The sequence below is a fragment of the Pseudomonas sp. B611 genome (assembly GCF_055407965.1).
Window position 1 is genome coordinate 420,701 of record NZ_JBUZST010000001.1, and the last position, 20,656, is coordinate 441,356.

Below are 20,656 nucleotides of genomic sequence, written 5' to 3' on the forward strand. Positions count from 1 at the left end.
TAAGGAAGTATGCAGGTTAGATGGGGCGGGGTAGCGGTGGTTTCAATGGTGGAGGGCAGATAGCAACAAATTGCATGAATTCAGCGATCGTTCCCACGCTCTGCGTGGGAATGCAGCCCCGGACGCTCTGCGTCCCAGCTTGAATGGTCGTGACGCGGAGCATCACAAGAGGCGTTCCCACGCAGAGCGTGGGAACGATCAGTGTCAGCTGATTTTGTGCAGGTAGGAGGGTAGGGGTTGCTCCGGTAGCACCGACAACACTTTCAGGCGTTGCAACATTCTTTGCCTGGCGCGCTGCAAATGCTCGCGCAGATTCAACGCCGCCGCATCCACCGCCCCATGCAACAACAACTCCAAAATCAAGCGATGCTCGGCCAACATGGCAGGATCAGCGCCGATCCCCAGCAACCGGTAAAAAATCCGGCTGATGATCATCGGGCTTTGCCCCTGGCGGATCAGCGCGGCGATCTTGCGATTCTGCAACCCGGCGAGGCAGCGCTGGTGCAAATCCTCTTCGATCTGCTCGATGGCTTCCAGGCTGCACTGCGGGCTGTCCTGCGCGTCCAGCACCCGTTGCAACATCGCTTCCAGCACCTCGCGATCCAGGCCCGGCGCGCTGAGGCGCAGGGCTTCGGGTTCCAGGCAGGCGCGCAGTTCGTAATCTTCGGTGACTTCCCGCGCGGTCAGCGGCCCGGCCAGCCATTGGGAGTAGGGCTCCTTTTCCACCAGGCCGCGGTCGCGCAAGCGCATCAGCGCCTCACGCACCACGGCGCGGCTGACGCCGTAGTGGTCGGCGGCTGCTTGCTCATCCAGGCGGTAATGGCCGAAGGCAATGCAGGTGGACAACGCCGCGCCGATTTCCTCGACGATGCGCTCGCCCAGCGGCCGCGTGTCCACCAGCTCCGCTTCACCATTGAGCCCCAGGTGCGCATGGCTCAAGGGCAGGCGCAGCGGCTCCATCGCCAGGCCTTCGGGGTTGATCAGGTAACCCCGGCCGTTGAAGCGGCAGATCAAGCCTTCGTCGTGCAGCAGGTCCAGGGCCTTGCGCACCGGCACGCGGCTGGTGCCGAACAATTCGGCCAGCGGCGCTTCCAGCAACACCAGGCCATGGCGGGCCGTGCCGTTGACGATCGCGTCACGCAATACCTGGTGAATCATCGCGTAGCGGGAGGCCGAGGCAGACACTGCTTTCATTGCGTTCTCAGGGGCTATCAGGACGGTGGCCGGGGATTCTCTCATAAGTTGTGCCTGTCACCCTGCGCCACGTCGGTGGCACTTTTTTGGGGCTGGGAATGTAGGAATGTTACTTTTCTGCACCAAAATGTACTTATTAATAAAAGATACATTATTTCATTCAAGGCGTTGCGCCGGCTTCCGTCAAACTATTTTTCCCGCTATCCAAGCTATCTATCCCGTAGATCTAGGCAAAAAACCTGCGTTGGGTAAAACCCGCGACACAGAGATTGGCATGAAAGCTGCCTTTGTAAAATGTACATTTTATTAATATGTACGTTTTGTGAGGGTCATCTTGATGTCAGACGCCACTTCAATGGCCGAGGATTTCGCCAGCGGTCGCAGCGACCCGGTGCAGGTGCTTGAACAGGCACTCCTCCACGCGAGCATGGCCCCCAGCGTATTTATCTCCCTGACCGCCGAGCGTGCCCGGCGCGAGGCCGAAGCCTCGGCCGCGCGCTGGCGGGCTGGTCAGCCGTTGAGCGTGCTGGATGGTGTGCCGCTGGCCTGGAAAGACCTGTTCGACGTGGCCGGCAGCATCACCACGGCGGGCGCCGCCTACCGCCGCAATGCTCCCGCGGCCTTGCTCGATGCGCCCAGCGTCGGCCTGTTGTGCCGGGCGGGGATGGTCAGCCTGGGCAAGACCAACCTCAGCGAGCTGGCCTATTCCGGCCTGGGCCTCAACCCGCATTTCGGCACGCCGTTCAACCCCCACAGCAGCGATCAGGCGCGCATCCCCGGTGGTTCGTCATCGGGTTCGGCGGTCGCCGTTGCCGCCGGGATCGTACCGATTGCCATGGGCACCGACACCGCCGGCTCGATCCGCATCCCCGCCGCGTTGAATGGTGTGGTGGGTTACCGCAGCAGCAGTCGGCGTTACAGCCGCGACGCTGTGTTCCCGTTGTCGCGCACCCTCGACAGCCTCGGCCCCCTGACCCGCAGCGTGCGCGACGCGCTGGCCATCGATGATCTGCTCCATGGCCGCCGCCAAGTCCACACGCCCCGCAGCCTCAAGGGCCAGCGTTTTGTGCTGGCGCAACAAGACGTCGAACCGGCAGTGCGCGACAACCTGCTACGCGCCGTCGAGCAACTGAAGGGCCACGGCGCGCTCATCGAAGAACGTGAATGCCCAACATTCCAGGCCACCCTGGCGTTGATCCGCGACCACGGCTGGCTCGGTTCCTTCGAAGCCTTCGCCCTGCACGAAGCCCTGCTCGACAGCCCCGACGCCGACCACCTCGACCCCCGCGTACGCCGCCGCCTCGAAGCCGCCCGCGCGCTGCCCGCCAGCCAATTGCTGCACCTGATCGAAGCCCGCCGTCGCCTGCAACAACAACTGCTCGACGACCTTGACGGTGCGCTGCTGATCACCCCCACCGTCGCCCACGTCGCGCCGCCCCTGGCGCCGTTGGAAGCCGACGATGACCTGTTCATCCACACCAACCTCGCCACCCTGCGCCTGACCATGCCCGGCAGTTTCCTGGACATGCCTGGCGTGAACTTGCCCAGCGGCCGCGACGCCCTGGGCCTGCCCACCGGGCTGCTGCTCAGCGCCCCGACGGGGGAAGACGCGCGCCTGTTGCGCGCTGCGTTGTCCGTCGAATCTGCAATGACTATTTAAGGAGACACACCATGGCTAAAGACATCCTCTGTGCATTTGGCGTCGACGTTGACGCTGTCGCCGGCTGGCTCGGTTCCTACGGCGGCGAAGACTCGCCCGACGACATCTCCCGCGGCCTGTTCGCCGGTGAAATCGGCGCGCCACGCCTGCTTAAATTGTTCGAACGCTACGGCCTGCGCACCACCTGGTTTATCCCCGGCCACTCGATGGAAACCTTTCCCGAGCAGATGAAGGCCGTGGCCGACGCCGGCCACGAAATCGGCGTGCATGGCTACAGCCATGAAAACCCCATCGCCATGACCGCCGAGCAAGAGGAAATCGTCCTCGATAAATCCATCGAGCTGATCACCCAGGTCACCGGCAAACGCCCGACCGGCTACGTCGCGCCGTGGTGGGAATTCAGCAAGGTCACCAACGAGTTGCTGCTGAAAAAAGGCATCAAGTACGACCACAGCCTGATGCACAACGACTTCCACCCCTACTACGTACGCAAGGGCGACAGCTGGACCAAGATCGACTACAGCCAGCACCCCGACACCTGGATGAAACCCCTGGTGCGCGGCGAAGAAACCGACCTGGTGGAGATCCCGGCCAACTGGTACCTCGACGACCTGCCGCCGATGATGTTCATCAAGAAAGCCCCCAACAGCCACGGCTTCGTCAACCCGCGTCACCTCGAAGAAATGTGGCGCGACCAGTTCGACTGGGTCTACCGCGAACACGAACACGCGGTGTTCACCATGACCATCCACCCCGACGTGTCCGGCCGCCCGCAAGTGCTGCTGATGCTGGAGCGCCTGATCGAACACATCCAGAGCCATGCCGGCGTGCGCTTCGTCACCTTTGACGAAATCGCCGATGACTTTATCCGCCGTCAACCGCGTACCTGACCTTCCTACTCCCCGAGGCGCGACTCATGTCCATCTACAACAAGCTTGACCTGACTGGCTGGAAACCCCGGCAACTGACCTCCAAGGAAGTGCGCTTCGCCACCTGGATCGCGTTTTTCGCCTGGGTGTTTGCGGTGTACGACTTCATCCTCTTCGGCACCTTGCTGCCGGAAATCGGCCGCCACTTTGGCTGGGGTGAAGTGGAGCAAGCCGAGATCGCGACATGGGTGGCGGTGGGTACCGCCGTGGTCGCCCTGGCTATCGGTCCTATCGTCGATAGGCTGGGGCGCCGCAAAGGCATTATTTTCACCGTGGCCGGCTCCGCACTGTGCTCGGCACTGACGGCGATCGGTGGCGCGTGGGGCAAGTCGCCGTTGATTCTGATCCGTTCCCTGGGCGGCCTGGGTTACGCCGAAGAAACCGTCAACGCCACCTATTTGACCGAGCTGTATGGCGCCTCGGAAGACCCGCGCCTGACCAAGCGCCGTGGCTTTATCTACAGCCTGGTGCAGGGCGGATGGCCGGTGGGTGCGTTGATCGCCGCCGGTTTGACTGCGCTGTTGCTGCCGATCATCGGCTGGCAGGGCTGCTTCATCTTCGCCGCGATCCCGGCGATTGTGATCGCGATCATGGCGCGCAAACTCAAGGAGAGCCCGCAGTTCCAGATCCATGAACGCATCAGCCAACTGCGCAAAAGCGGCGCGGTGACCGAAGCGCAAAACGTCGCTGTGACCTATGGCGTCGACTACGACGAACACAGCAAGGCCGGCCTCAAGGCCGCGTTCCGTGGACCGGCCCGCCGCGCCACCCTGGTGATCGGCGCCGCGCTGTTGCTCAACTGGGCGGCGATCCAGGTGTTCAGCGTGCTCGGTACGTCGGTGATCGTCAGCGTGCACCACATCTCGTTCGAGAACTCGCTGATCATCCTCGTGCTGTCGAACCTGGTGGGCTACTGCGGTTACCTCAGCCACGGCTGGATGGGCGACAAGATCGGCCGTCGCAACGTCATCGGCCTGGGCTGGATGCTCGGCGGCCTGGCATTCGCCGGCATGCTGTTTGGCCCGAGCAATATGGCGATGGTGGTCGGGCTGTACAGCCTGGGCCTGTTCTTCCTGATCGGGCCGTACTCGGCGGCGCTGTTTTTTATCAGCGAAAGTTTTCCCACCAGCATCCGTGCCACCGGCGGCGCAATCATCCACGCCATGGGCCCGATCGGCGCGGTGGTCGCAGGGTTTGGCGCGACCCAGGTGTTGTCCGCCGGCAGCGACTGGCAGACCGCCGCGCTGTGGTTCGGTGCCGTGCCGTGCTTCCTGTCCGGCATGTTGATGTTCGCCGCGCGCCATGTGCGCCCGGAAACCGTTCAGTAAGGAGTGTGTGATGAGCCGTAAAGTTGCCTTGATTACCGGCGCCGCCAGCGGCATCGGCCAAGCCCTCGCCGTGGCCTATGCGCGCAACGGCGTGGCCGTGGTGGGCGGGTATTACCCGGCCGATCCCCACGACCCACACACCACCGTGGCCTTGGTGGAAGAAGCCGGCGGCGAATGCCTGATGTTGCCGTTGGACGTCGGCAACACGGCTTCGGTGGACGCCTTGGCCGAGCAAGCGGTGCAGCACTTCGGGCGCCTCGACTACGCCGTGGCCAACGCCGGTTTGCTGCGTCGTGCGCCGCTGCTGGAGATGACCGACACGCTGTGGGACGAGATGCTCAATGTCGACCTGACGGGGGTGATGCGCACCTTCCGTGCGGCCACTCGGCACATGAGCGAAGGCGGCGCGCTGGTGGCGATTTCGTCGATTGCCGGTGGCGTGTATGGCTGGCAGGAACACAGCCATTACGCCGCGGCCAAGGCCGGCGTGCCGGGGCTGTGCCGCTCGCTGGCGGTGGAATTGGCCGCCAAGGGCATCCGCTGCAATGCGGTGATCCCGGGGTTGATCGAGACGCCGCAGTCGCTGGATGCGAAGAACTCGCTGGGGCCGGAAGGCTTGGCGAAAGCCGCACGGGCAATTCCGCTGGGGCGGGTAGGGCGGGCGGATGAAGTGGCGTCGTTGGTGCAGTTCTTGACCAGTGAGGCGTCGAGTTACCTCACCGGCCAGAGCATCGTCATCGATGGCGGCCTAACAGTCCGCTGGCCCGACTGATGCCGCTCGTTCCCACGCTCCGCGTGGGAACGCCGCAATGGACGCTCTGCGTCCGCTTTTGTGACGCAGAGCGTCACCGGATGCATTCCCACGCGGAGCGTGGGAACGATCTTGAGGAAACCAGATGAATATGTTGATTTACCGCCGCGCTGTGATCACCGGCGCCGGCAGCGGCATCGGCGCTGCCATCGCTCGCGCCTACGCCGCTGAAGGCGCACGCCTGGTGCTGGCCGACCGCAACGCCGCGAGCCTCGCCGAGACCGCGATCACCTGCCGCAACCTCGGCGCCGAAGTCGTCGAATGCCTGGCCGATGTCGGCACCGTCGAAGGCGCCCAGGCCAGTGTGGATACCTGCGTCGAGCAGTTCGGCGGCATCGATATCCTGGTCAACAACGCCGGCATGCTCACCCAGGCGCGCTGTGTCGACTTGTCCATCGAGATGTGGAACGACATGCTGCGCGTCGACCTCACCAGCGTGTTCGTCGCCAGCCAGCGCGCCTTGCCCCACATGCTTGCGCAGCGTTGGGGGCGGATCATCAACGTCGCCTCCCAACTGGGTATCAAAGGCGGCGCCGAGCTGACCCACTACGCCGCCGCCAAGGCTGGGGTGATCGGCTTTACCAAGTCCCTCGCGCTGGAGGTCGCCAAGGACAACGTGCTGGTCAACGCCATCGCCCCCGGCCCGATTGAAACGCCGTTGGTGGGCGGCATCAGCGACGATTGGAAACGCGCCAAGGCCAAGGAATTGCCCCTGGGCCGCTTCGGCCTGGCCGATGAAGTGGCGCCCACCGCCGTGCTGCTGGCCAGCGAACCGGGCGGTAATTTGTTCGTCGGCCAGACCCTCGGCCCGAACTCCGGCGACGTCATGCCATGAGCGGGGTGTAGCCATGTGCGGACTCTGCGGGCTGCTTGGCGAAGACCTGCACTGGAGCGACCCCCTGGGCGATGAGTTGCCCCGGCGCCGCGAACGCCTGCGCCGGATCGCGGCGATCAATCAGGTGCTGGCGGTGTTCCGGCTCAAGGTCGAAGACTTCCAGGGCGCCTCGTACCTGTTGCTCGGCGCCACCGGCAAGCAAGAACTGGCGAGTGGCCTGGATCAGTTGTGGCTGGCCGCCGAACACATGCTCGGCCGTCCGTTGGATCCGCTCGACCCCACACTGCTCGACCACCTTGAACACTGAATGTGGCGAGGGAGCTTGCTCCCGCTGGAGTGCGCAGCGCTCCCAAGCTTTTGGGGCCGCTTCGCAGCCCAGCGGGAGCAAGCTCCCTCGCCACAATGGGAAACGACCATGAGTATTGCCCTGAATGTAATCACCGGCTTTCTCGGCAGCGGCAAGACCACCTTGCTCAAGCGCCTGCTGCAAGGCGAAAGCCTCGGCGACACGGCATTGCTGATCAATGAATTCGGTGACGTCGGCATCGACCATCTGCTGGTGGAAGAGGTCGCGCCGGACACCGTGCTGCTGCCCAGCGGCTGCGTGTGCTGCTCGATTCGCGGCGAGTTGAAAGACGCGCTGCTCGGCCTGTTGCAACGTCGCGAGCGTGGTGAGATTCCTGCATTCAAACGGGTGATCCTGGAAACCACCGGCCTGGCCGACCCGGCGCCGATCCTCGCCACCTTGAACAACGACGTGCAACTGCGTGGGCGCTTTCATATTGGTCTGGTGATCACTCTGGTCGACGCCAGCCACGCCACGCTGCAAGAGCGGTTGCACCCGGAATGGCTGGCCCAGGTCGCGGCGGCGGATCGCTTGCTGCTGAGCAAGACCGACCTGGCCGGCGACAGCGCCCCGCTGCGCGCGCATTTGCAGGCGCTCAACGCCGGCACGCCGATCCTCAATACCCAGGACATCCACAGCGGCGAGCAACTGCTGCTCGGCGAAGGTTTGCGCAGCGCCGAACCCGCCGTCGAAGTCAGCCGCTGGCAACTGCATCAACCCACCTCCGCCACCCACGGCGCCGCGCAAGTGTGCTGCCTGACCTTCGACCAGCCGCTGGATTGGGTCGGCTTCGGGGTGTGGCTGTCGATGCTGTTAAGATGCCACGGCGAACGAATCCTCCGGGTCAAAGGACTGCTCAACGTGAACGCCAGCAACGCCCCCATCGTCATTCATGGTGTGCAGCACTGCCTGCATGCCCCGGTGCACTTGCCTGCATGGCCAGGCAGCGATCGCCAATCGCGCCTGGTGTTTATCCTGCGCGGCCTCGACCCGGCGCAGTTGCGCCGCTCGTTTGACGTGTTCTCGCGGCGGTTCGCCCCATGATTACCCTGCGTGTCCTTGGCACGTCCGTGACGTTGCTGGAATGTCTGCGCGTACGCGCCGAGCAAGAGCTGGGCATTCGCCTGGTGTATCAGGTGCACGATGTGGAGCAGGCCCAGCGCATCGCGGTGATGCAGCCCGACAGTTACGACCTGTATGACCAGTGGTTCCACAACGTCGATTTTGTCTGGCCGGCGCGGGCGATCCAGCCCATCGACACGCGGCGTATCGCGCTGTGGCACGAGATCAACGACTTGCCCAAGCGCGGCCGCCTGTCGCCGGATGACCGCCTCGGCAGCGGCAGCGTGCCCAGCGAGCGCCTGTTCGTGCAGCACGATGGCAGCCTCGGCAGCACCGTCACCGAACGCATCAGCATGCTGCCCCTGACCCACAACGCCGACAGTTTTGCCTACCGCCCCGAGCGCCTGCCCGAAGGGTTCTGCCACGGCAATGAGAGCTGGGGCTGGCTGCTCGACCCGGCCTGGAGCGCGCGCACCGCGCTGCAGAGCGACGCCGCCATCGGCGCCCTGGATGCTGCGCTGGCGGTGCAGGGCGCGGGGCTGGCGCAGTTCAAGGACATCGGCAACATGAGCATCGAAGAGATCGACGTGCTCGCCGACATCCTCGTGCGCAAACAAAAGGAAGGCCACTTCGCCGCCTTCTGGTCGGATGACGAAGAAGCCGCGCAATTGATGCTCAGCCCGAGCATCGACATCCAGAGCCTGTGGTCGCCGACCCTGATGCGCCTGCACCGCGCCGGGGTCAAATACCGCCTGGCGGTGCCGCGTGAAGGCTATCGCGCCTGGTTTGGCGGCTTGTCCTTGTCGCGCCACGCCCAGGGGCCGGTGCTGGATGCGGCCTACGCCTACCTCAACTGGTGGCTGTCCGGCTGGCCCGGGGCGGTGATGGCGCGCCAGGGTTACTACATCGGCAACCCGGCGCGCAGCCGCGACCACCTGAGCAGCGCCGAGTGGGATTACTGGTACGCCGGCCAACCTGCGCGGGAAGAGTTGCTGGGCAGTGATGGCCTGCCGTTGATCGATATCGGTGAAGTGCGTGATGGCGGTTCTTATGAGCAGCGCATGGGGCATATTGCGGTGTGGAACTCGGTGATGGATGAGCATAACTACCTGGTGCGGCGCTGGGGCGATTTCATGCGTGCACGTAGTTGATGTTGATCGTTCCCACGCTCTGCGTGGGAATGCCGCCGGTGACGCTCTGCGTCAAGCCTTCAGAAACGGACGCAGAGCGTCCAAGGATGCATTCCTACGCAGAGCGTGGGAACGATCATTTCATGCGCGCGCGCAGCACCGGACTCAATACAGGAGTGGGCTTGGCTTATGTGGGAGCGTCGTAGGTCCATCGATCGATCGTTCCCACGCTCCGCGTGGGAATGCCTCCACGGGCGCTCCGCGCCCAGCTCAGCCCCCAAGTCAAGCCCTTGCCGCCAATAACTTGACAGCAACATTCCTTGTTTTATTGGGTGTACTTATCCCAGCTCCCAGCTAATCTGCTTAAACCGAATATCCAATCCAAATGGATGTTTTTTTGACGCCGGGTCAGCAGTCGCCAGGGAAGCCTATGACACAGGGACGTAGTGGCAGAAAGAGACGCACGCTGCCAGAGGGCACAGCGATGAGGTGGCGCCATACGTTCCAGACCCGTATCGCCGGGGTGCTTGCGCTGTTGCTGTTGGTGGTGGTCGCGGCCACTTACTTCGCCGTCAAGACCGCCACTACCCGTGCCGTGGAGAACCAGGCCGAGGTCCAGTTGGAGACCGGCAGCCAGGTGTTCGAGCGCCTGCTCGACCTGCGCGGCCGCCGCCTGCAATACGGGCTGGACTGGCTGACCGCCGACGAGCCTTTCAAGCAAGCGGTGGCCGAGGGCAAGCCTGCGCCGATCCTGGCCGCGCTGGAGCGCCACGGTACCGGCATCGGTTCCAGCGAAGTGTTTGTGTTGGGCCTCGACGGCAAGGTGATGGTCAGCACCTTGCCGCTGTTTGCCCGTGGCACGCCGTTTCCCCAGGATGACGCCCTGCGCCATGCGCGCCGCAGTGGCCTGCAAATGCTCATCGTGGCCATGGATGGGCGACCGTACCTGCTGGTGCAAAAGGACGTTTTCAACCCGCAGCCCGTGGCGCGCATCGTCATGGGCTTCCCGATGGAGGCGCAGTTCGCCAGCGAACTGCGCGCCATGAGCAACCTGGAAGTGTCGTTCCTCGCCGTGCAGGACGGCCGCCCCGGGCCGTTGTTCACCACCCAGCCCGACACGGTCCAGCCGGATATCGTCACGACGTTGCGCCAGGCGCAGGTCAATCCCGAGGCCCATATCGAAGGCTTCCACGGCCAGCGCATGCTCAGCCAGGTGCTGTCGCTGGCCAACACCGGTGCCAGCGATGAAGTGCGGGTGCTGCTGCAAAGTCCGTTGGACCATGCCCTCGAATCCTTTGCGCCGCTGGATCGCCAGTTCCTCGGGATTGCCCTGGCGGTGCTGCTGGTGTCGCTGGCGGGCGCGTTGTTCCTGGCGCGGCGGGTATCGCGCCCGCTGAATGCGCTGGTGGAGGCGGCTGAACGTATTGGCGCCGGTGACTACCGCACGCCGGTGCGGGTGCGCAGCCACGATGAATTCGGCCTGCTGGCCCGTGCCTTCAATGCCATGCAAAGCGGCATCGCCGTGCGCGAGCGGCAATTGGCGCACAACGCGTTGCATGACCCGCTCACCGGTCTGCCCAACCGCGCGCTGGCCATGGAGCGCCTGGGCAGTGCGATCAGTGCACGCCGGCCCGTGGTGTTGCTGTACGTGGGCATCGAAAACTACCGGGTGATCAACGAAGGCTTCGGCCCCCAAGGCGTGGAAGAAATGCTGCGCGAAGCCAGCCGCTGCTTGTCCATGAGCCTGCTGGCCAGCGACACCGCCGCGCGCATCACTGGCAGCGAATTCCTGGTGCTGCTGGAAAACACCGAGATCGACCGCGCCGTCGCGCGCGCCGACCGCCTCTATGCGCTGCTCACCGAGCCCCAGCGTGTCGGCAATGACGAGTTGCGCCACGAAGTCAGCATCGGCATCGCCGCCTACCCCGCCGATGGCCAGCAGGTGGAAGAGTTGATCAGCCGCGCCGCGATTGCCCGGCATGATGCGGCGAGCCTGCCGGGGCATTTGCAGATCTACCAGCAACACCGCGAACTGGCCCACCAACGCCAGATCACCCTGATCCGTGACTTGCGCCGCGCCGTGGTCGAGGGCGAGTTGTTCCTCTGCTACCAGCCCAAGCTGGACCTCAACCACGGGCATGTGCGCCAAGCCGAAGCCTTGCTGCGCTGGCAGCATCCGACCCTGGGCCAGGTGTCGCCCGCCGAATTCATTCCCCTGGCTGAGCGCACCGGCAGCATGGGCAGCCTGACCCTGTGGGTGATCGAAGAAGCGGTGCGCCAGATCGCCGAGTGGGGGCAGCGCGGGTTGCATATCCAGCTGTCGGTGAATATTTCCGTGGACGACCTGGCCGATGATGACCTGGCGATTCGCGTCACCGCCTTGTTGATGCAATACGACGTGGCCGCCGAGCAACTTATTTTCGAGATCACCGAAAGCGCGATCATGCACAACCCGCAACAGGCACTGAACGTGCTGGAACAACTGCGCGGTTGCGGCATCAGCCTGTCGGTGGATGACTACGGCACCGGCTATTCGTCCCTCGCGCAATTGCAGCGCCTGCCGGTGCAGGAGTTGAAGATCGACCAATCCTTTGTGCGCAACCTCGACAGCACCAGCGGCGACGGGGTGATCGTGCGCTCCACCATCGAGATGAGCCACAACCTGGGGCTCAAGGTGGTGGCCGAAGGCGTGGAGTTCGCGCCGAGCCTGAAGCTGCTCAAACAGTGGAAGTGCGACACGGCCCAGGGTTACCTGATCAGCCGGCCCTTGAATGCCATGGCGTTCGAGATGTGGATGCGCCGCGAGCGAGCTCCCATCTAAAGATTGGTGCGGTCAAAGTGTGGGAGCTGGCTTGTCGGGTCGCCGCATCGCTGCGATAGCGGTGGGTCAGAGAAAACTGTTCTGGCTGATACACCGCCATCGCAGCGATGCGGCGACCCGACAAGCCAGCTCCCACATTTCGGCCTGTGTTGCATATGAAAAAGGCGGCGACCTGTTGAGGGTCGCCGCCTTTTTTTACTACCAGTGAAGCTTAATCCGGCAGTTTAAACGCCATCACATAGTCGCCCTGCTTGGTACCCAGGGAACCATGACCACCCGCCACGACCAGCACGTATTGCTTGCCGTCCTTGCCGGTGTAGGTCATCGGTGTGGTTTGCGCGCCTGCTGGCAGGCGGCCTTCCCACAGTTGCTTGCCGTTTTTCACGTCGTAGGCACGCAGGTACTGGTCCAGGGTGCCGCTGAGGAAGGCGACGCCACCGGCGGTGGTGAACGTACCGCCCAGGCTAGGCACGCCCATGCTCAGCGGGATTGGCACTGGCGAGCTGTCACGCACGGTGCCGTTCTTGTGCATCCAGATGGTTTTGTGGGTGGTCAGGTCGACCGCAGCCACATAACCCCAGGCCGGAGCCTGGCACGGCAGGCCCAATGGCGACAGCAGCGCTTCGAGGATCACGCCGTACGGCGCGCCTTTGTTCGGCTGCACGCCTTCGGTTTCGCTGACGCGCGGGCCTTGCTTGGCGATGTCGGCGGCCGGGATCAGCTTGGACTTGAACGCCATGTAGCTTGGGTTGACGAAGGCCAGCTGACGAACCGGGTCGACGGAGATGCCGCCCCAGTCGAACACGCCGAAGTTGCCTGGGTAAACGATCGAACCTTGCAGCGATGGCGGGGTGAACGGGCCGTCGTAGCGCATGGATTTGAAATCAATCCGGCACAGCAGTTGGTCGAACGGAGTCACGCCCCACATGTCGCGTTCTTTCAACGGCGGCGGCATGAAGTTCAGGTCGGACTTGGGCTGGGTCGGCGAGGTGCGGTCGCCAGCGACTGCGCCTTGCGGTACGGCGATTTCGTGGATCGGCACCACAGGCTGGCCGGTGGCACGGTCGAGCACGTAGATGCTGCCTTGCTTGGTCGATGCCATGACCGCCTGCTTCACGCCGGCTTCGGTCTTGATGTCGATCAGCGACGGTTGGCCGCCTACGTCCATGTCCCACAGGTCATGGTGAGTGAACTGGAAGGTCCATTTCACGTGGCCGCTGTCGATGTCCAGGGCGGTCAGGCCGGCGCTGTATTTTTCCGAGTCTTCGGTACGGTCGCCGCCGTATTGGTCGGGCATCTGGTTGCCCATCGGCAGGTAGAGCATGCCGAGTTTTTCATCCACCGAGAACATGGACCACATGTTCGGCGAGTTGCGGGTGTAGGTCTTGCCCTCGGCCAACGGGGTGGTGTCGTCCGGGTTGCCGCTGTCCCAGTTCCACACCAGCTTGCCGGTGTGTACGTCGAACGCGCGGATCACGCCGCTCGGCTCGTCGGTGGAAACGTTGTCGGTGACGTGGCCGCCGATCACCACCAGGTTCTTGGTCACGGCCGGTGGCGAGGTGGAGTAGTAACCGCCTGGGGCGAAGCCGCCGATATTGGCGCGCAGGTCGACCTGGCCTTTGTCACCGAAGTCTTCGCACATCTTGCCGGTGTCGGCGTTCAGGGCGATCAGACGGGTGTCGGCAGTCGGTACGAAGATGCGTTTCGGGCAGGCATTCGGTGCAGCCGCCGGGCTGGCGCTGCCGGTTGGGCTCTGCTCGGAAGCGTACACAGCGTCATCGTGATACGACACGCCGCGGCAGGTCATGTGGGCCCAGCCTTTGAAGTTCTCGGCGCCCATGCTGCTGATCTTCGGATCGAAGCGCCAGATTTCCTTGCCGGTGTCCGGGTCCAGGGCAATCACTTGGCTGTGCGGGGTGCACACGTAGAGCATGCCGTTGACTTTCAGCGGGGTGTTTTCCGCGGTGGTCTCGCCTGGATCGTTCGGGCCAGGGATGTCGCCGGTGCGGTAGGTCCACGCCGGCACCAGCTTGCTCACGTTTTGCGGGGTGATCTGGGCCAGTGGCGAGTAACGGTCACCGAACGCCGAACGGCCGTAGGAATTCCAGTCGCCATCAGGTTGGGCCGGTGCAGCGCTGGCCATGCCAGGTACAGCGTCGCGGTCCAGTTGGCCTTTGATCTCACCCGGGTTGGTGAATTGGCTGGCAACAGCCGTGGCACCAGCCAGCACCACGGCCACGCTCAGTGCGCCGGTGCCCAGTGGCGCCGGTTGGCCGTTGAGCAGCGGGCGACGGACCCACGGCAGCAACATGACGATGCCCAAGGCGAACAGCAGGGCCAGGCGCGGCACCAACTGCCACCAGTCCAGGCCGACTTCCCACAGTGCCCACACGGTGCTGGCGAACAACACCAGTGCGTACAGGCCCAGCGCGGCGCTGCGGTTGGCCAGCAGCAACAGGCCGGTCAGGCCGACGCCGATACCGGCCAGCAGGTAGTACAACGACCCGCCAAGCATGCTCAGCTTGACGCCGCCGGCCAGCAAGGCCAGGCCCATGATCAGCAGCAAGACGCCTAGCAGCTTGGGCAGCAAGCGGCTTGGACTTGAAGCACCATCAGTGCTCATAGTGTGTTTCTCCGTTACGTTGGAATTATGTAACCCCGTGCTTCACTGTAGATGACGATTCAGCACAGGCTTGGTTCAGCGATATTCGGTTTTTCTGTGGATAAAGGCGGTTATCCACAGGCGGGCGATTGATTCCCAGGCGCGGAGGGGTGTAAGACAGCGCTGTCTTTACGAAGGGGGAAATTCGGCAAGATGGGATCGACCGGGAGAGTGAAACGTTTCAGGTTGTTGCCGGGAAGGATAAAGGGAGTTGTCTTGGAGAGAAAGGGCGAATCGCGATATGCATCATTTCTGAATTGGTAACAGTGACCAAGTGTCGCTGCAATAAACCCTGTGGAAGCGGGCTTTTGTGGGAGCGGGCTTGCTCGCGAAAGCGGTGTGTCAGTCACAGAAACTTCAACTGATCCACCGCTTTCGCGAGCAAGCCCGCTCCCACATAACCCCTGTTCTTACAGGAAAATGGCGGTGTTGTTAGAAGGTGGTGCGAATGCCGAACTGCACGCTTCTACCCGGCGCCGGCGCGATATCGCGCAGGATCGAGCTGGCATAGCGCACGGTCTGGTTCGTCAGGTTTTCACCGTTCACAAACGCCAGCCACTGGCTGCCGCCGACGTTGAAGCGATAGCCCGCGCTGGCGCCCAGGGTGGTGTAGCCGTCGGTGCCGCTCTCGTTATCCGGTACACGACCCTGGCCCGCTGCATGTTCTACGTCGATCCGCGCCTGCCAGCGGTCCAGTTCCCACAACAAACCGCTGTTCAAGCGCAGCGGGGCGATGCGGGGCAAGGCTTCGCCGGTGTCGAGGTTGGTGGCGCGGGTGTAGTCGCCCGACAGCTCCAGGGCGAACTTGCCGTAGGCGCCTTCGCCAAGTTTCCAGTGATCCTGGGCTTCAAAGCCGGCGAAGCGGGCCCGTACGCCAGAGTATGTGTACTCGGGGATGCCATCCGCGTCTTCTTCACCTTCATCGTTCAGCGTACGACCACTGCCCAACAGGCCGATGTAGTTGGAGAAGTGGCTGTAGAACACGCCGAAGCTGCCCTTGTGGGTGCCATTGTCAAAGCGCAGGGCCAGGTCGCTGGACACGGCTTTCTCTTTCTTCAGGTTGGCGTCGCCCAGCTCGTAGGTGCCGGTGGCCACGTGAGCGCCATTGGCGTACAGCTCGTAAAAGGTCGGGGCGCGCTCGGTATAGCCCAGGGTCGCGGCCAGCGACCAGATCGGCGTGAGGGTGTACACCGCGCCCGACGACAGGCTGCCAGCGGTGAAATCATTGGACTTGTCGGCGCCGGCAAAGCGCGCATTGCCCTTGGCGTCGGGATCGACGCTGGTGTGTTCCAGGCGCCCGCCGAGGCTCAGCTTGAGGCGTTCGGTGGCCTGCATTTCTTCAAGAATAAACAGCGCGCCGGCATTGGTGTCGGTCTGTGGTACGAAGGCTTCTTCGCCCAGGGCCGAGAATTCGTTGCGCGTCACTTGCGCGCCGACCACGCCGTTGAACGGGCCGATGGGTTGGTGACGGGCTTCGACGCGGGCTTCATATCCCTTGTTCTTGAAGACCGTGCCGGTCTCGCCGCCTTCGATCTCGCGGTGTTCGTAATCGGTGTAGCCCGCGTCGACTTTGACCGAGGTAAACGGCCCTTGCAGGTTGCGGATTTCCGAGGCGAACGCGTAGTGATCCTGCTTCATGCGGATGCGCACGTCCTGTTCGGCGGGGGAGCCGTAGTTCGCGTCATAGTTGCTGTAGGACAGGCCGGCATAACCGTCATCCCAGGTGTAGGAACCGCCCACGGCGCCACCGTCCTGGCGCCCGTCGCTGTTGCCCAGGCGGCCGTTTTTACCGGGTGCATCTTCGGTTTCGGGGGCGTGGCGGCTGCGGGCTTGGCCTGGGATTTTCAGGTCGTTGAATTCCCGCGCATTGGCGTCCAGGTGCAAGGCGAACGTGCCGTTGCCGGCTTCCAGGCGGCCCGCGCTGCTGCGGGTGGTGTCGGCGCCGCCGTAGCGCAGTTCACCGGCGCCGTGGATGCCTTCGATGGCTTCGGTGGGGATGCGGTTGTCGAAGGTATTGACCACGCCGCCGATGGCGCTGCCGCCGTACAGCAAGGCAGCCGGGCCGCGCACGATTTCAATGCGGTCGACGTTGATCGGATCCAGCGGCACCGCGTGGTCGTAGGACAACGACGACGCATCCAGTGCGCCGACGCCGTTGCGCAGGATGCGGATACGGTCGCCGTCCTGGCCACGGATGATCGGCCGGCTGGCGCCTGGGCCAAAGTACGACGACGACACGCCTGGCTGCTTGTTCAGGGTTTCGCCAAGGCTGCCTTTTTGTTGCAGGGTCAGGTCATCACCCTCCAGCACGGTGGTGGGCGAGGCGAGTTGCTCGCTGCCCAGCGGGTTGCCGGTGATGACTTGGGGTTGCAGCTCAAGGGCCTGGGTTTGGGAGCTGATCAGCAGGGCGGCGGCAAGCGGGGTCAAGCGCCACAGAGAAGAGAGGGACATCGGACATTCCTTGGCAAAACGGCGAAAAGATTTGATATGTATAGTTACAATATAACATCTCTTTTTCGCCTGGGAACGGGAACTTTTTAGCACTGGGCGGGCGGGGTGATAAGGTGTGCACCTTAGTGACCCTTTTTTCATAGGCCCGGCATGACCGCGACAAGCAACGACCCCCTCCACGGTGTGACCCTGCAACACGTCCTCACCACCCTGGTGGAACACTACGAATGGGACGGCCTGGCCGAGCGCATTGATATCCGCTGCTTCAAGAGCGACCCGAGCATCAAGTCGAGCCTGACCTTTTTGCGCAAGACCCCGTGGGCGCGGGAGAAAGTCGAAGGGTTGTACGTCAAGCTGATGCGCACCAAACGCCCGTTGGATTGAGACGGTGAAGCGCTTTGTGGCCGCAGCGGCGCTGGCCGGCTGGGCGGGGCTGGCAATCCAGCAATACCTGATTTTCTATTCGCGCTGGTCCAGCGGCGCCAGCTTGTTGGGCGGGTTGATCAACTTCTTCAGTTTCTTCACGGTACTGACCAATACCTTGGCGGTGGTGGTGTTGAGTTATGCGCTGGTCAGGCGTGATTCGGCGGTGAAGCGGTTTTTCCTCGCGCCCAAGGTCAGCAGTGGCATTGCCGTAAGCATCGCCGTGGTTGGGCTGGCGTACAGCCTGTTGCTGCGGCATTTGTGGCAGCCGGAAGGCTTTCAATTCATCGCCGACGAACTGCTCCACGACGTGATGCCGGTGCTGTTTTTGATCTACTGGTGGCGGTGCGTGCCCAAGGGTACTTTGCAGCTCAAGCACATCGGCGCCTGGGTGGTTTACCCGCTGGTGTACTTCGCCTATGTGCTGCTGCGTGGGCATTTGCTGGGGCAGTATCAGTACCCGTTCATTGATGTGGACAGCCTCGGTTATCCACACGTGTTTGTGAATGCCGGGGGGATTCTGGTGGGGTTTGTGCTGATTGCTTTAGCGGTGGTGGGTCTGGATAAATCCTTGAAATCACCACGGGCTTAAAAGTGTGGGAGCGGGCAAGCCCGCTCCCACAGGGGTTACTCTTCCTCAGAGAGTTACTCTTCTTCGCTGCCTTCCGCTCGCCAGTAGCCCACGGCCTTGAGGAACTCCTCGTTGACCTGATGCGTGTCGAGCAGCACGCGTCGCACTTGGCGCGACAACTTGGTTTCCGTCGCCACGAAGCTGTACAGCGAACCACTCGGCAGCGTCAGCTTGCGCACGGTTTCCACCAGGTCATCCTGGCCACGAATCACCCAGATCACCTCAACATCGGCCGCGCTGTTCAGCGCCTGTTTTTCCGCCGCATCGGCAATCTCAATCACCGCCAGCACCGTGCGCCCGGCCGGCAATTCGTCCAGGCGTCGCGCAATCGCGGGCAGGGCGGTTTCGTCGCCGATCAGCAGATAGCTGTCGAATATGTCCGGCACGATCATCGAGCCCCGTGGCCCGCCGATGTACAGGTGCTGGCCGACTTGAACCTGATCGGCCCACGTCGACGCGGGGCCATCGCCGTGCAGCACAAAATCAATGTCCAACTCGCCAATGCTCAGGTCGAAGCGCCGTGGCGTGTAGTCGCGCATGGCTGGTTGCGGGCCGTCGCCCTTGATGCTGAAGCTCGGGCTGTCCAGCGCGGCCTGTTCGGCGGCATTCTGCGGGAACAACAGTTTGATATGGTCGTCGCTGCCCAGGCTGACAAACCCCGCCAGCTCAGGCCCACCCAGGGTGATGCGGCGCATGCGCGGGGTGATGTCGACCACCCGCAGCACTTGCAGGCGGCGGCGTTTGATTTCGTGGCTAACGCGGTGGATTACTTGAGTATTCATTGGTCTTTCCCGTCGGCAATGGCTTGAGCGGTGCCGTTGAGCAGCGCCGCGACACGAACGATTTCTTCCGGGCTCCAGCGCCCGTGGTGCGAGTGCAAGGCATGGCGCAGGTTGTGCACCGCCTCGTGAATTTCCGGCGGGCGGTCGTGGCCGCGCAATGAGCGCTTGCTCACATCCAGGCGCATGCGCACGCCCTCCAGCGCAACGGCTTGCTCGCTCAAGAAGAGACGACCGGCGTCGGTGATTGTGTAGCTTTTTTTGCCGCCATCGGCGTCGCCGACAATCAGGTCGCTCTCTTCCAGGAAGGTCAAGGTGGGGTAGATCACGCCGGGGCTTGGGGTGTAGGCGCCATCGAACAGGCTTTCGATGCGGCGGATCAAGTCATAGCCATGGCACGGCTGTTCGGCGATCAACGCGGGCAGCAGCAGTTTCAGGTCGCCGGGCGCAAAGACGCGCGGGCCGCGACCGCCACCGCGTTCACGGCGTGGGTCGAAGCCGTCGCGGCTGTGGGGATGGTCTCTCATGGTCAGGGGCTCCAGAGCAGGTTTAGATATAACGTAAGATATATCTTATGGCTTGGGCAAGATGTCCTGACGAACGGTCAACTGCTCTTCGGTCATATAGAGTAAATACTCAAGTAATAAGGTAATAACTTATCTGCCTCGGAATAACCAAGTAAACAGTAAGGTGGGATGAGAGTTGTAGTGGGCGTCTTACAGACGGGTGTAGGGATGAATCATTCTCATTAGTTGCCAGGTAATCCATGTCTTACAGGTATTATTAAAGTTTGGGCAAAATGCCATATTTGTCCTATGACACACGCCGTAACATGGCTACGCGATAAGTCGAAAGTCCCTGCTTATTTTCGACGCGTTGCACCGAATACTTGACGGGCTTGAACGGGTCGCCGACCTGTTCAATGCAATTAGTTGGAAAGTGTCGAACACCACGCACTTTTCAGATCTTTTTTAAAAGACAGGTATTCACACCATGTTGAAGAAACTCGCTGTTGCAGCACCGTTGACTGCCATTGCCATGACGGCTTCCATGGCCTTCGCCGCCGATGGCGCGCGCACCGCCATCAACATCAAAGCCGACATCCCGACCAAGCAGTTCCACGCCCAACCGCGTGACCCGAACTTTGGTAAAGACGAGACCATGAACTACAACCCGGTCAGCGGCGAGTTGAGTTCGCTGCGCGCCACCTTTGACGTGAAAAACACCGACGGTTCGGTCAACGCCTACATTGAAGGCGGCCCGACCGCCGCTGCGCTGTACAACGGCAGCAATAGCATCGCGCTGACCAACACCTTCAACGGTGTGGTGCTGACCGGCACATCCCAGGAAGTGGTGGATGACCCGCAATCCACCCCAGGTACCCAGGCGGATCTGGTCATCACCCCGGCCAAGCCGACGGATTCCCAAAACGGCCTGTACACCGCCAGCTACACCGTGATTTTCGACGCGGTGCCGCGCGCGGCGCCATAACCCGGCATCACTGCAGGGCCGCGATGGCCCTGCAGACGTGACCCAGGGTCGGCTGCTGCCCAGCCGCCGGCTCTTTCAGCAGCCCTGTCTGTTTGTATTTGCG

General features: G+C 62.9%; 17 protein-coding genes. 12 read left to right on the forward strand and 5 right to left on the reverse strand.

Annotation, left to right across the window (positions count from 1 at the left end; genetic code table 11):
- Positions 1–204: 204 nt before the first annotated feature.
- On the reverse strand, positions 205–1,194 hold the full coding sequence (locus tag ACZRMO_RS02025; protein ID WP_207039932.1) for a GntR family transcriptional regulator: 990 nt from the start codon (positions 1,192–1,194) through the stop codon (positions 205–207).
- A 337-nt stretch (positions 1,195–1,531) separates the two neighbouring features.
- Here ACZRMO_RS02025 and ACZRMO_RS02030 point away from each other — a divergent pair, with 337 nt between their 5' ends.
- The 9 genes from ACZRMO_RS02030 (at position 1,532) to ACZRMO_RS02070 (ending at position 12,116) form a co-directional block, all read left to right on the forward strand.
- Positions 1,532–2,854, forward strand: a complete 1,323-nt coding sequence (locus ACZRMO_RS02030) for an amidase (protein ID WP_463971726.1) — start codon at positions 1,532–1,534, stop codon at positions 2,852–2,854.
- Between the two features lie 11 nt (positions 2,855–2,865).
- Positions 2,866–3,744, forward strand: a complete 879-nt coding sequence (locus ACZRMO_RS02035) for a polysaccharide deacetylase family protein (protein ID WP_003234086.1) — start codon at positions 2,866–2,868, stop codon at positions 3,742–3,744.
- A 26-nt stretch (positions 3,745–3,770) separates the two neighbouring features.
- Positions 3,771–5,111 carry an MFS transporter gene (locus ACZRMO_RS02040; protein ID WP_463971727.1) on the forward strand — a complete coding sequence of 447 codons (1,341 nt, stop codon included), beginning with the start codon at positions 3,771–3,773 and terminating at the stop codon, positions 5,109–5,111.
- A 10-nt stretch (positions 5,112–5,121) separates the two neighbouring features.
- The gene (locus tag ACZRMO_RS02045; RefSeq protein WP_463971728.1) at positions 5,122–5,883 is read left to right on the forward strand and encodes an SDR family NAD(P)-dependent oxidoreductase; all 762 of its coding nucleotides are present in this window, start codon (positions 5,122–5,124) and stop codon (positions 5,881–5,883) included.
- Between the two features lie 124 nt (positions 5,884–6,007).
- Positions 6,008–6,757, forward strand: a complete 750-nt coding sequence (locus ACZRMO_RS02050; RefSeq protein WP_463971729.1) for an SDR family NAD(P)-dependent oxidoreductase — start codon at positions 6,008–6,010, stop codon at positions 6,755–6,757.
- Between the two features lie 13 nt (positions 6,758–6,770).
- Positions 6,771–7,064 (forward strand): hypothetical protein, encoded by a 294-nt coding sequence (locus ACZRMO_RS02055; protein ID WP_463971730.1) that lies wholly within the window; start codon positions 6,771–6,773, stop codon positions 7,062–7,064.
- Between the two features lie 108 nt (positions 7,065–7,172).
- Entirely contained in the window at positions 7,173–8,147 is a 975-nt protein-coding gene (locus ACZRMO_RS02060) for a CobW family GTP-binding protein (RefSeq protein ID WP_463971731.1), read from the forward strand.
- The gene (locus ACZRMO_RS02065) at positions 8,144–9,316 is read left to right on the forward strand and encodes an ABC transporter substrate-binding protein (protein ID WP_463971732.1); all 1,173 of its coding nucleotides are present in this window, start codon (positions 8,144–8,146) and stop codon (positions 9,314–9,316) included. The genes ACZRMO_RS02060 and ACZRMO_RS02065 overlap by 4 nt, the downstream gene beginning before the upstream one ends.
- Positions 9,317–9,779: 463 nt before the next feature.
- Entirely contained in the window at positions 9,780–12,116 is a 2,337-nt protein-coding gene (locus ACZRMO_RS02070; protein ID WP_463971733.1) for a putative bifunctional diguanylate cyclase/phosphodiesterase, read from the forward strand.
- Positions 12,117–12,327: 211 nt separating this feature from the next.
- Here the strand turns inward: ACZRMO_RS02070 and ACZRMO_RS02075 are convergent, their stop codons facing one another.
- Complete coding sequence (locus ACZRMO_RS02075) at positions 12,328–14,739, reverse strand: glucose/quinate/shikimate family membrane-bound PQQ-dependent dehydrogenase (protein ID WP_463971734.1); 2,412 nt, start codon at positions 14,737–14,739, stop codon at positions 12,328–12,330.
- A 471-nt stretch (positions 14,740–15,210) separates the two neighbouring features.
- A complete protein-coding gene (locus tag ACZRMO_RS02080; RefSeq protein ID WP_463971735.1) occupies positions 15,211–17,229 on the reverse strand; it encodes a TonB-dependent receptor in 2,019 nt (672 codons plus the stop codon).
- Between the two features lie 150 nt (positions 17,230–17,379).
- Here ACZRMO_RS02080 and ACZRMO_RS02085 point away from each other — a divergent pair, with 150 nt between their 5' ends.
- Together ACZRMO_RS02085 and ACZRMO_RS02090 are read left to right on the forward strand one after the other, a co-directional pair.
- Positions 17,380–17,613, forward strand: a complete 234-nt coding sequence (locus tag ACZRMO_RS02085) for a VF530 family protein (protein ID WP_017738479.1) — start codon at positions 17,380–17,382, stop codon at positions 17,611–17,613.
- Positions 17,614–17,617: 4 nt separating this feature from the next.
- Positions 17,618–18,244 carry a Pr6Pr family membrane protein gene (locus ACZRMO_RS02090; RefSeq protein WP_463971736.1) on the forward strand — a complete coding sequence of 209 codons (627 nt, stop codon included), beginning with the start codon at positions 17,618–17,620 and terminating at the stop codon, positions 18,242–18,244.
- A 53-nt stretch (positions 18,245–18,297) separates the two neighbouring features.
- Here the strand turns inward: ACZRMO_RS02090 and ACZRMO_RS02095 are convergent, their stop codons facing one another.
- Entirely contained in the window at positions 18,298–19,065 is a 768-nt protein-coding gene (locus ACZRMO_RS02095; RefSeq protein WP_463971737.1) for a siderophore-interacting protein, read from the reverse strand.
- Positions 19,062–19,589, reverse strand: coding sequence for a PadR family transcriptional regulator (locus tag ACZRMO_RS02100; RefSeq protein ID WP_463971738.1), 528 nt, complete (start codon positions 19,587–19,589; stop codon positions 19,062–19,064). The genes ACZRMO_RS02095 and ACZRMO_RS02100 overlap by 4 nt, the downstream gene beginning before the upstream one ends.
- 466 nt (positions 19,590–20,055) lie before the next feature.
- Between ACZRMO_RS02100 and ACZRMO_RS02105 the strand changes: the two genes are divergently transcribed.
- Positions 20,056–20,553: a CS1 type fimbrial major subunit gene (locus ACZRMO_RS02105; protein WP_463971739.1), complete on the forward strand. Its 498-nt coding sequence runs from the start codon at positions 20,056–20,058 to the stop codon at positions 20,551–20,553.
- Positions 20,554–20,656 lie beyond the last annotated feature (103 nt).

What these genes read in the sequence shown, in the direction of transcription:
- ACZRMO_RS02025 (WP_207039932.1), bottom strand. Translation starts at nt 1,194, where the DNA reads ATGAAAGCAGTGTCTGCCTCGGCCTCCCGCTACGCGATGATTCACCAG.
- ACZRMO_RS02030 (WP_463971726.1), top strand. Translation starts at nt 1,532, where the DNA reads ATGTCAGACGCCACTTCAATGGCCGAGGATTTCGCCAGCGGTCGCAGC.
- ACZRMO_RS02035 (WP_003234086.1), top strand. Translation starts at nt 2,866, where the DNA reads ATGGCTAAAGACATCCTCTGTGCATTTGGCGTCGACGTTGACGCTGTC.
- ACZRMO_RS02040 (WP_463971727.1), top strand. Translation starts at nt 3,771, where the DNA reads ATGTCCATCTACAACAAGCTTGACCTGACTGGCTGGAAACCCCGGCAA.
- ACZRMO_RS02045 (WP_463971728.1), top strand. Translation starts at nt 5,122, where the DNA reads ATGAGCCGTAAAGTTGCCTTGATTACCGGCGCCGCCAGCGGCATCGGC.
- ACZRMO_RS02050 (WP_463971729.1), top strand. Translation starts at nt 6,008, where the DNA reads ATGAATATGTTGATTTACCGCCGCGCTGTGATCACCGGCGCCGGCAGC.
- ACZRMO_RS02055 (WP_463971730.1), top strand. Translation starts at nt 6,771, where the DNA reads ATGTGCGGACTCTGCGGGCTGCTTGGCGAAGACCTGCACTGGAGCGAC.
- ACZRMO_RS02060 (WP_463971731.1), top strand. Translation starts at nt 7,173, where the DNA reads ATGAGTATTGCCCTGAATGTAATCACCGGCTTTCTCGGCAGCGGCAAG.
- ACZRMO_RS02065 (WP_463971732.1), top strand. Translation starts at nt 8,144, where the DNA reads ATGATTACCCTGCGTGTCCTTGGCACGTCCGTGACGTTGCTGGAATGT.
- ACZRMO_RS02070 (WP_463971733.1), top strand. Translation starts at nt 9,780, where the DNA reads ATGAGGTGGCGCCATACGTTCCAGACCCGTATCGCCGGGGTGCTTGCG.
- ACZRMO_RS02075 (WP_463971734.1), bottom strand. Translation starts at nt 14,739, where the DNA reads ATGAGCACTGATGGTGCTTCAAGTCCAAGCCGCTTGCTGCCCAAGCTG.
- ACZRMO_RS02080 (WP_463971735.1), bottom strand. Translation starts at nt 17,229, where the DNA reads ATGTCCCTCTCTTCTCTGTGGCGCTTGACCCCGCTTGCCGCCGCCCTG.
- ACZRMO_RS02085 (WP_017738479.1), top strand. Translation starts at nt 17,380, where the DNA reads ATGACCGCGACAAGCAACGACCCCCTCCACGGTGTGACCCTGCAACAC.
- ACZRMO_RS02095 (WP_463971737.1), bottom strand. Translation starts at nt 19,065, where the DNA reads ATGAATACTCAAGTAATCCACCGCGTTAGCCACGAAATCAAACGCCGC.
- ACZRMO_RS02100 (WP_463971738.1), bottom strand. Translation starts at nt 19,589, where the DNA reads ATGAGAGACCATCCCCACAGCCGCGACGGCTTCGACCCACGCCGTGAA.
- ACZRMO_RS02105 (WP_463971739.1), top strand. Translation starts at nt 20,056, where the DNA reads ATGTTGAAGAAACTCGCTGTTGCAGCACCGTTGACTGCCATTGCCATG.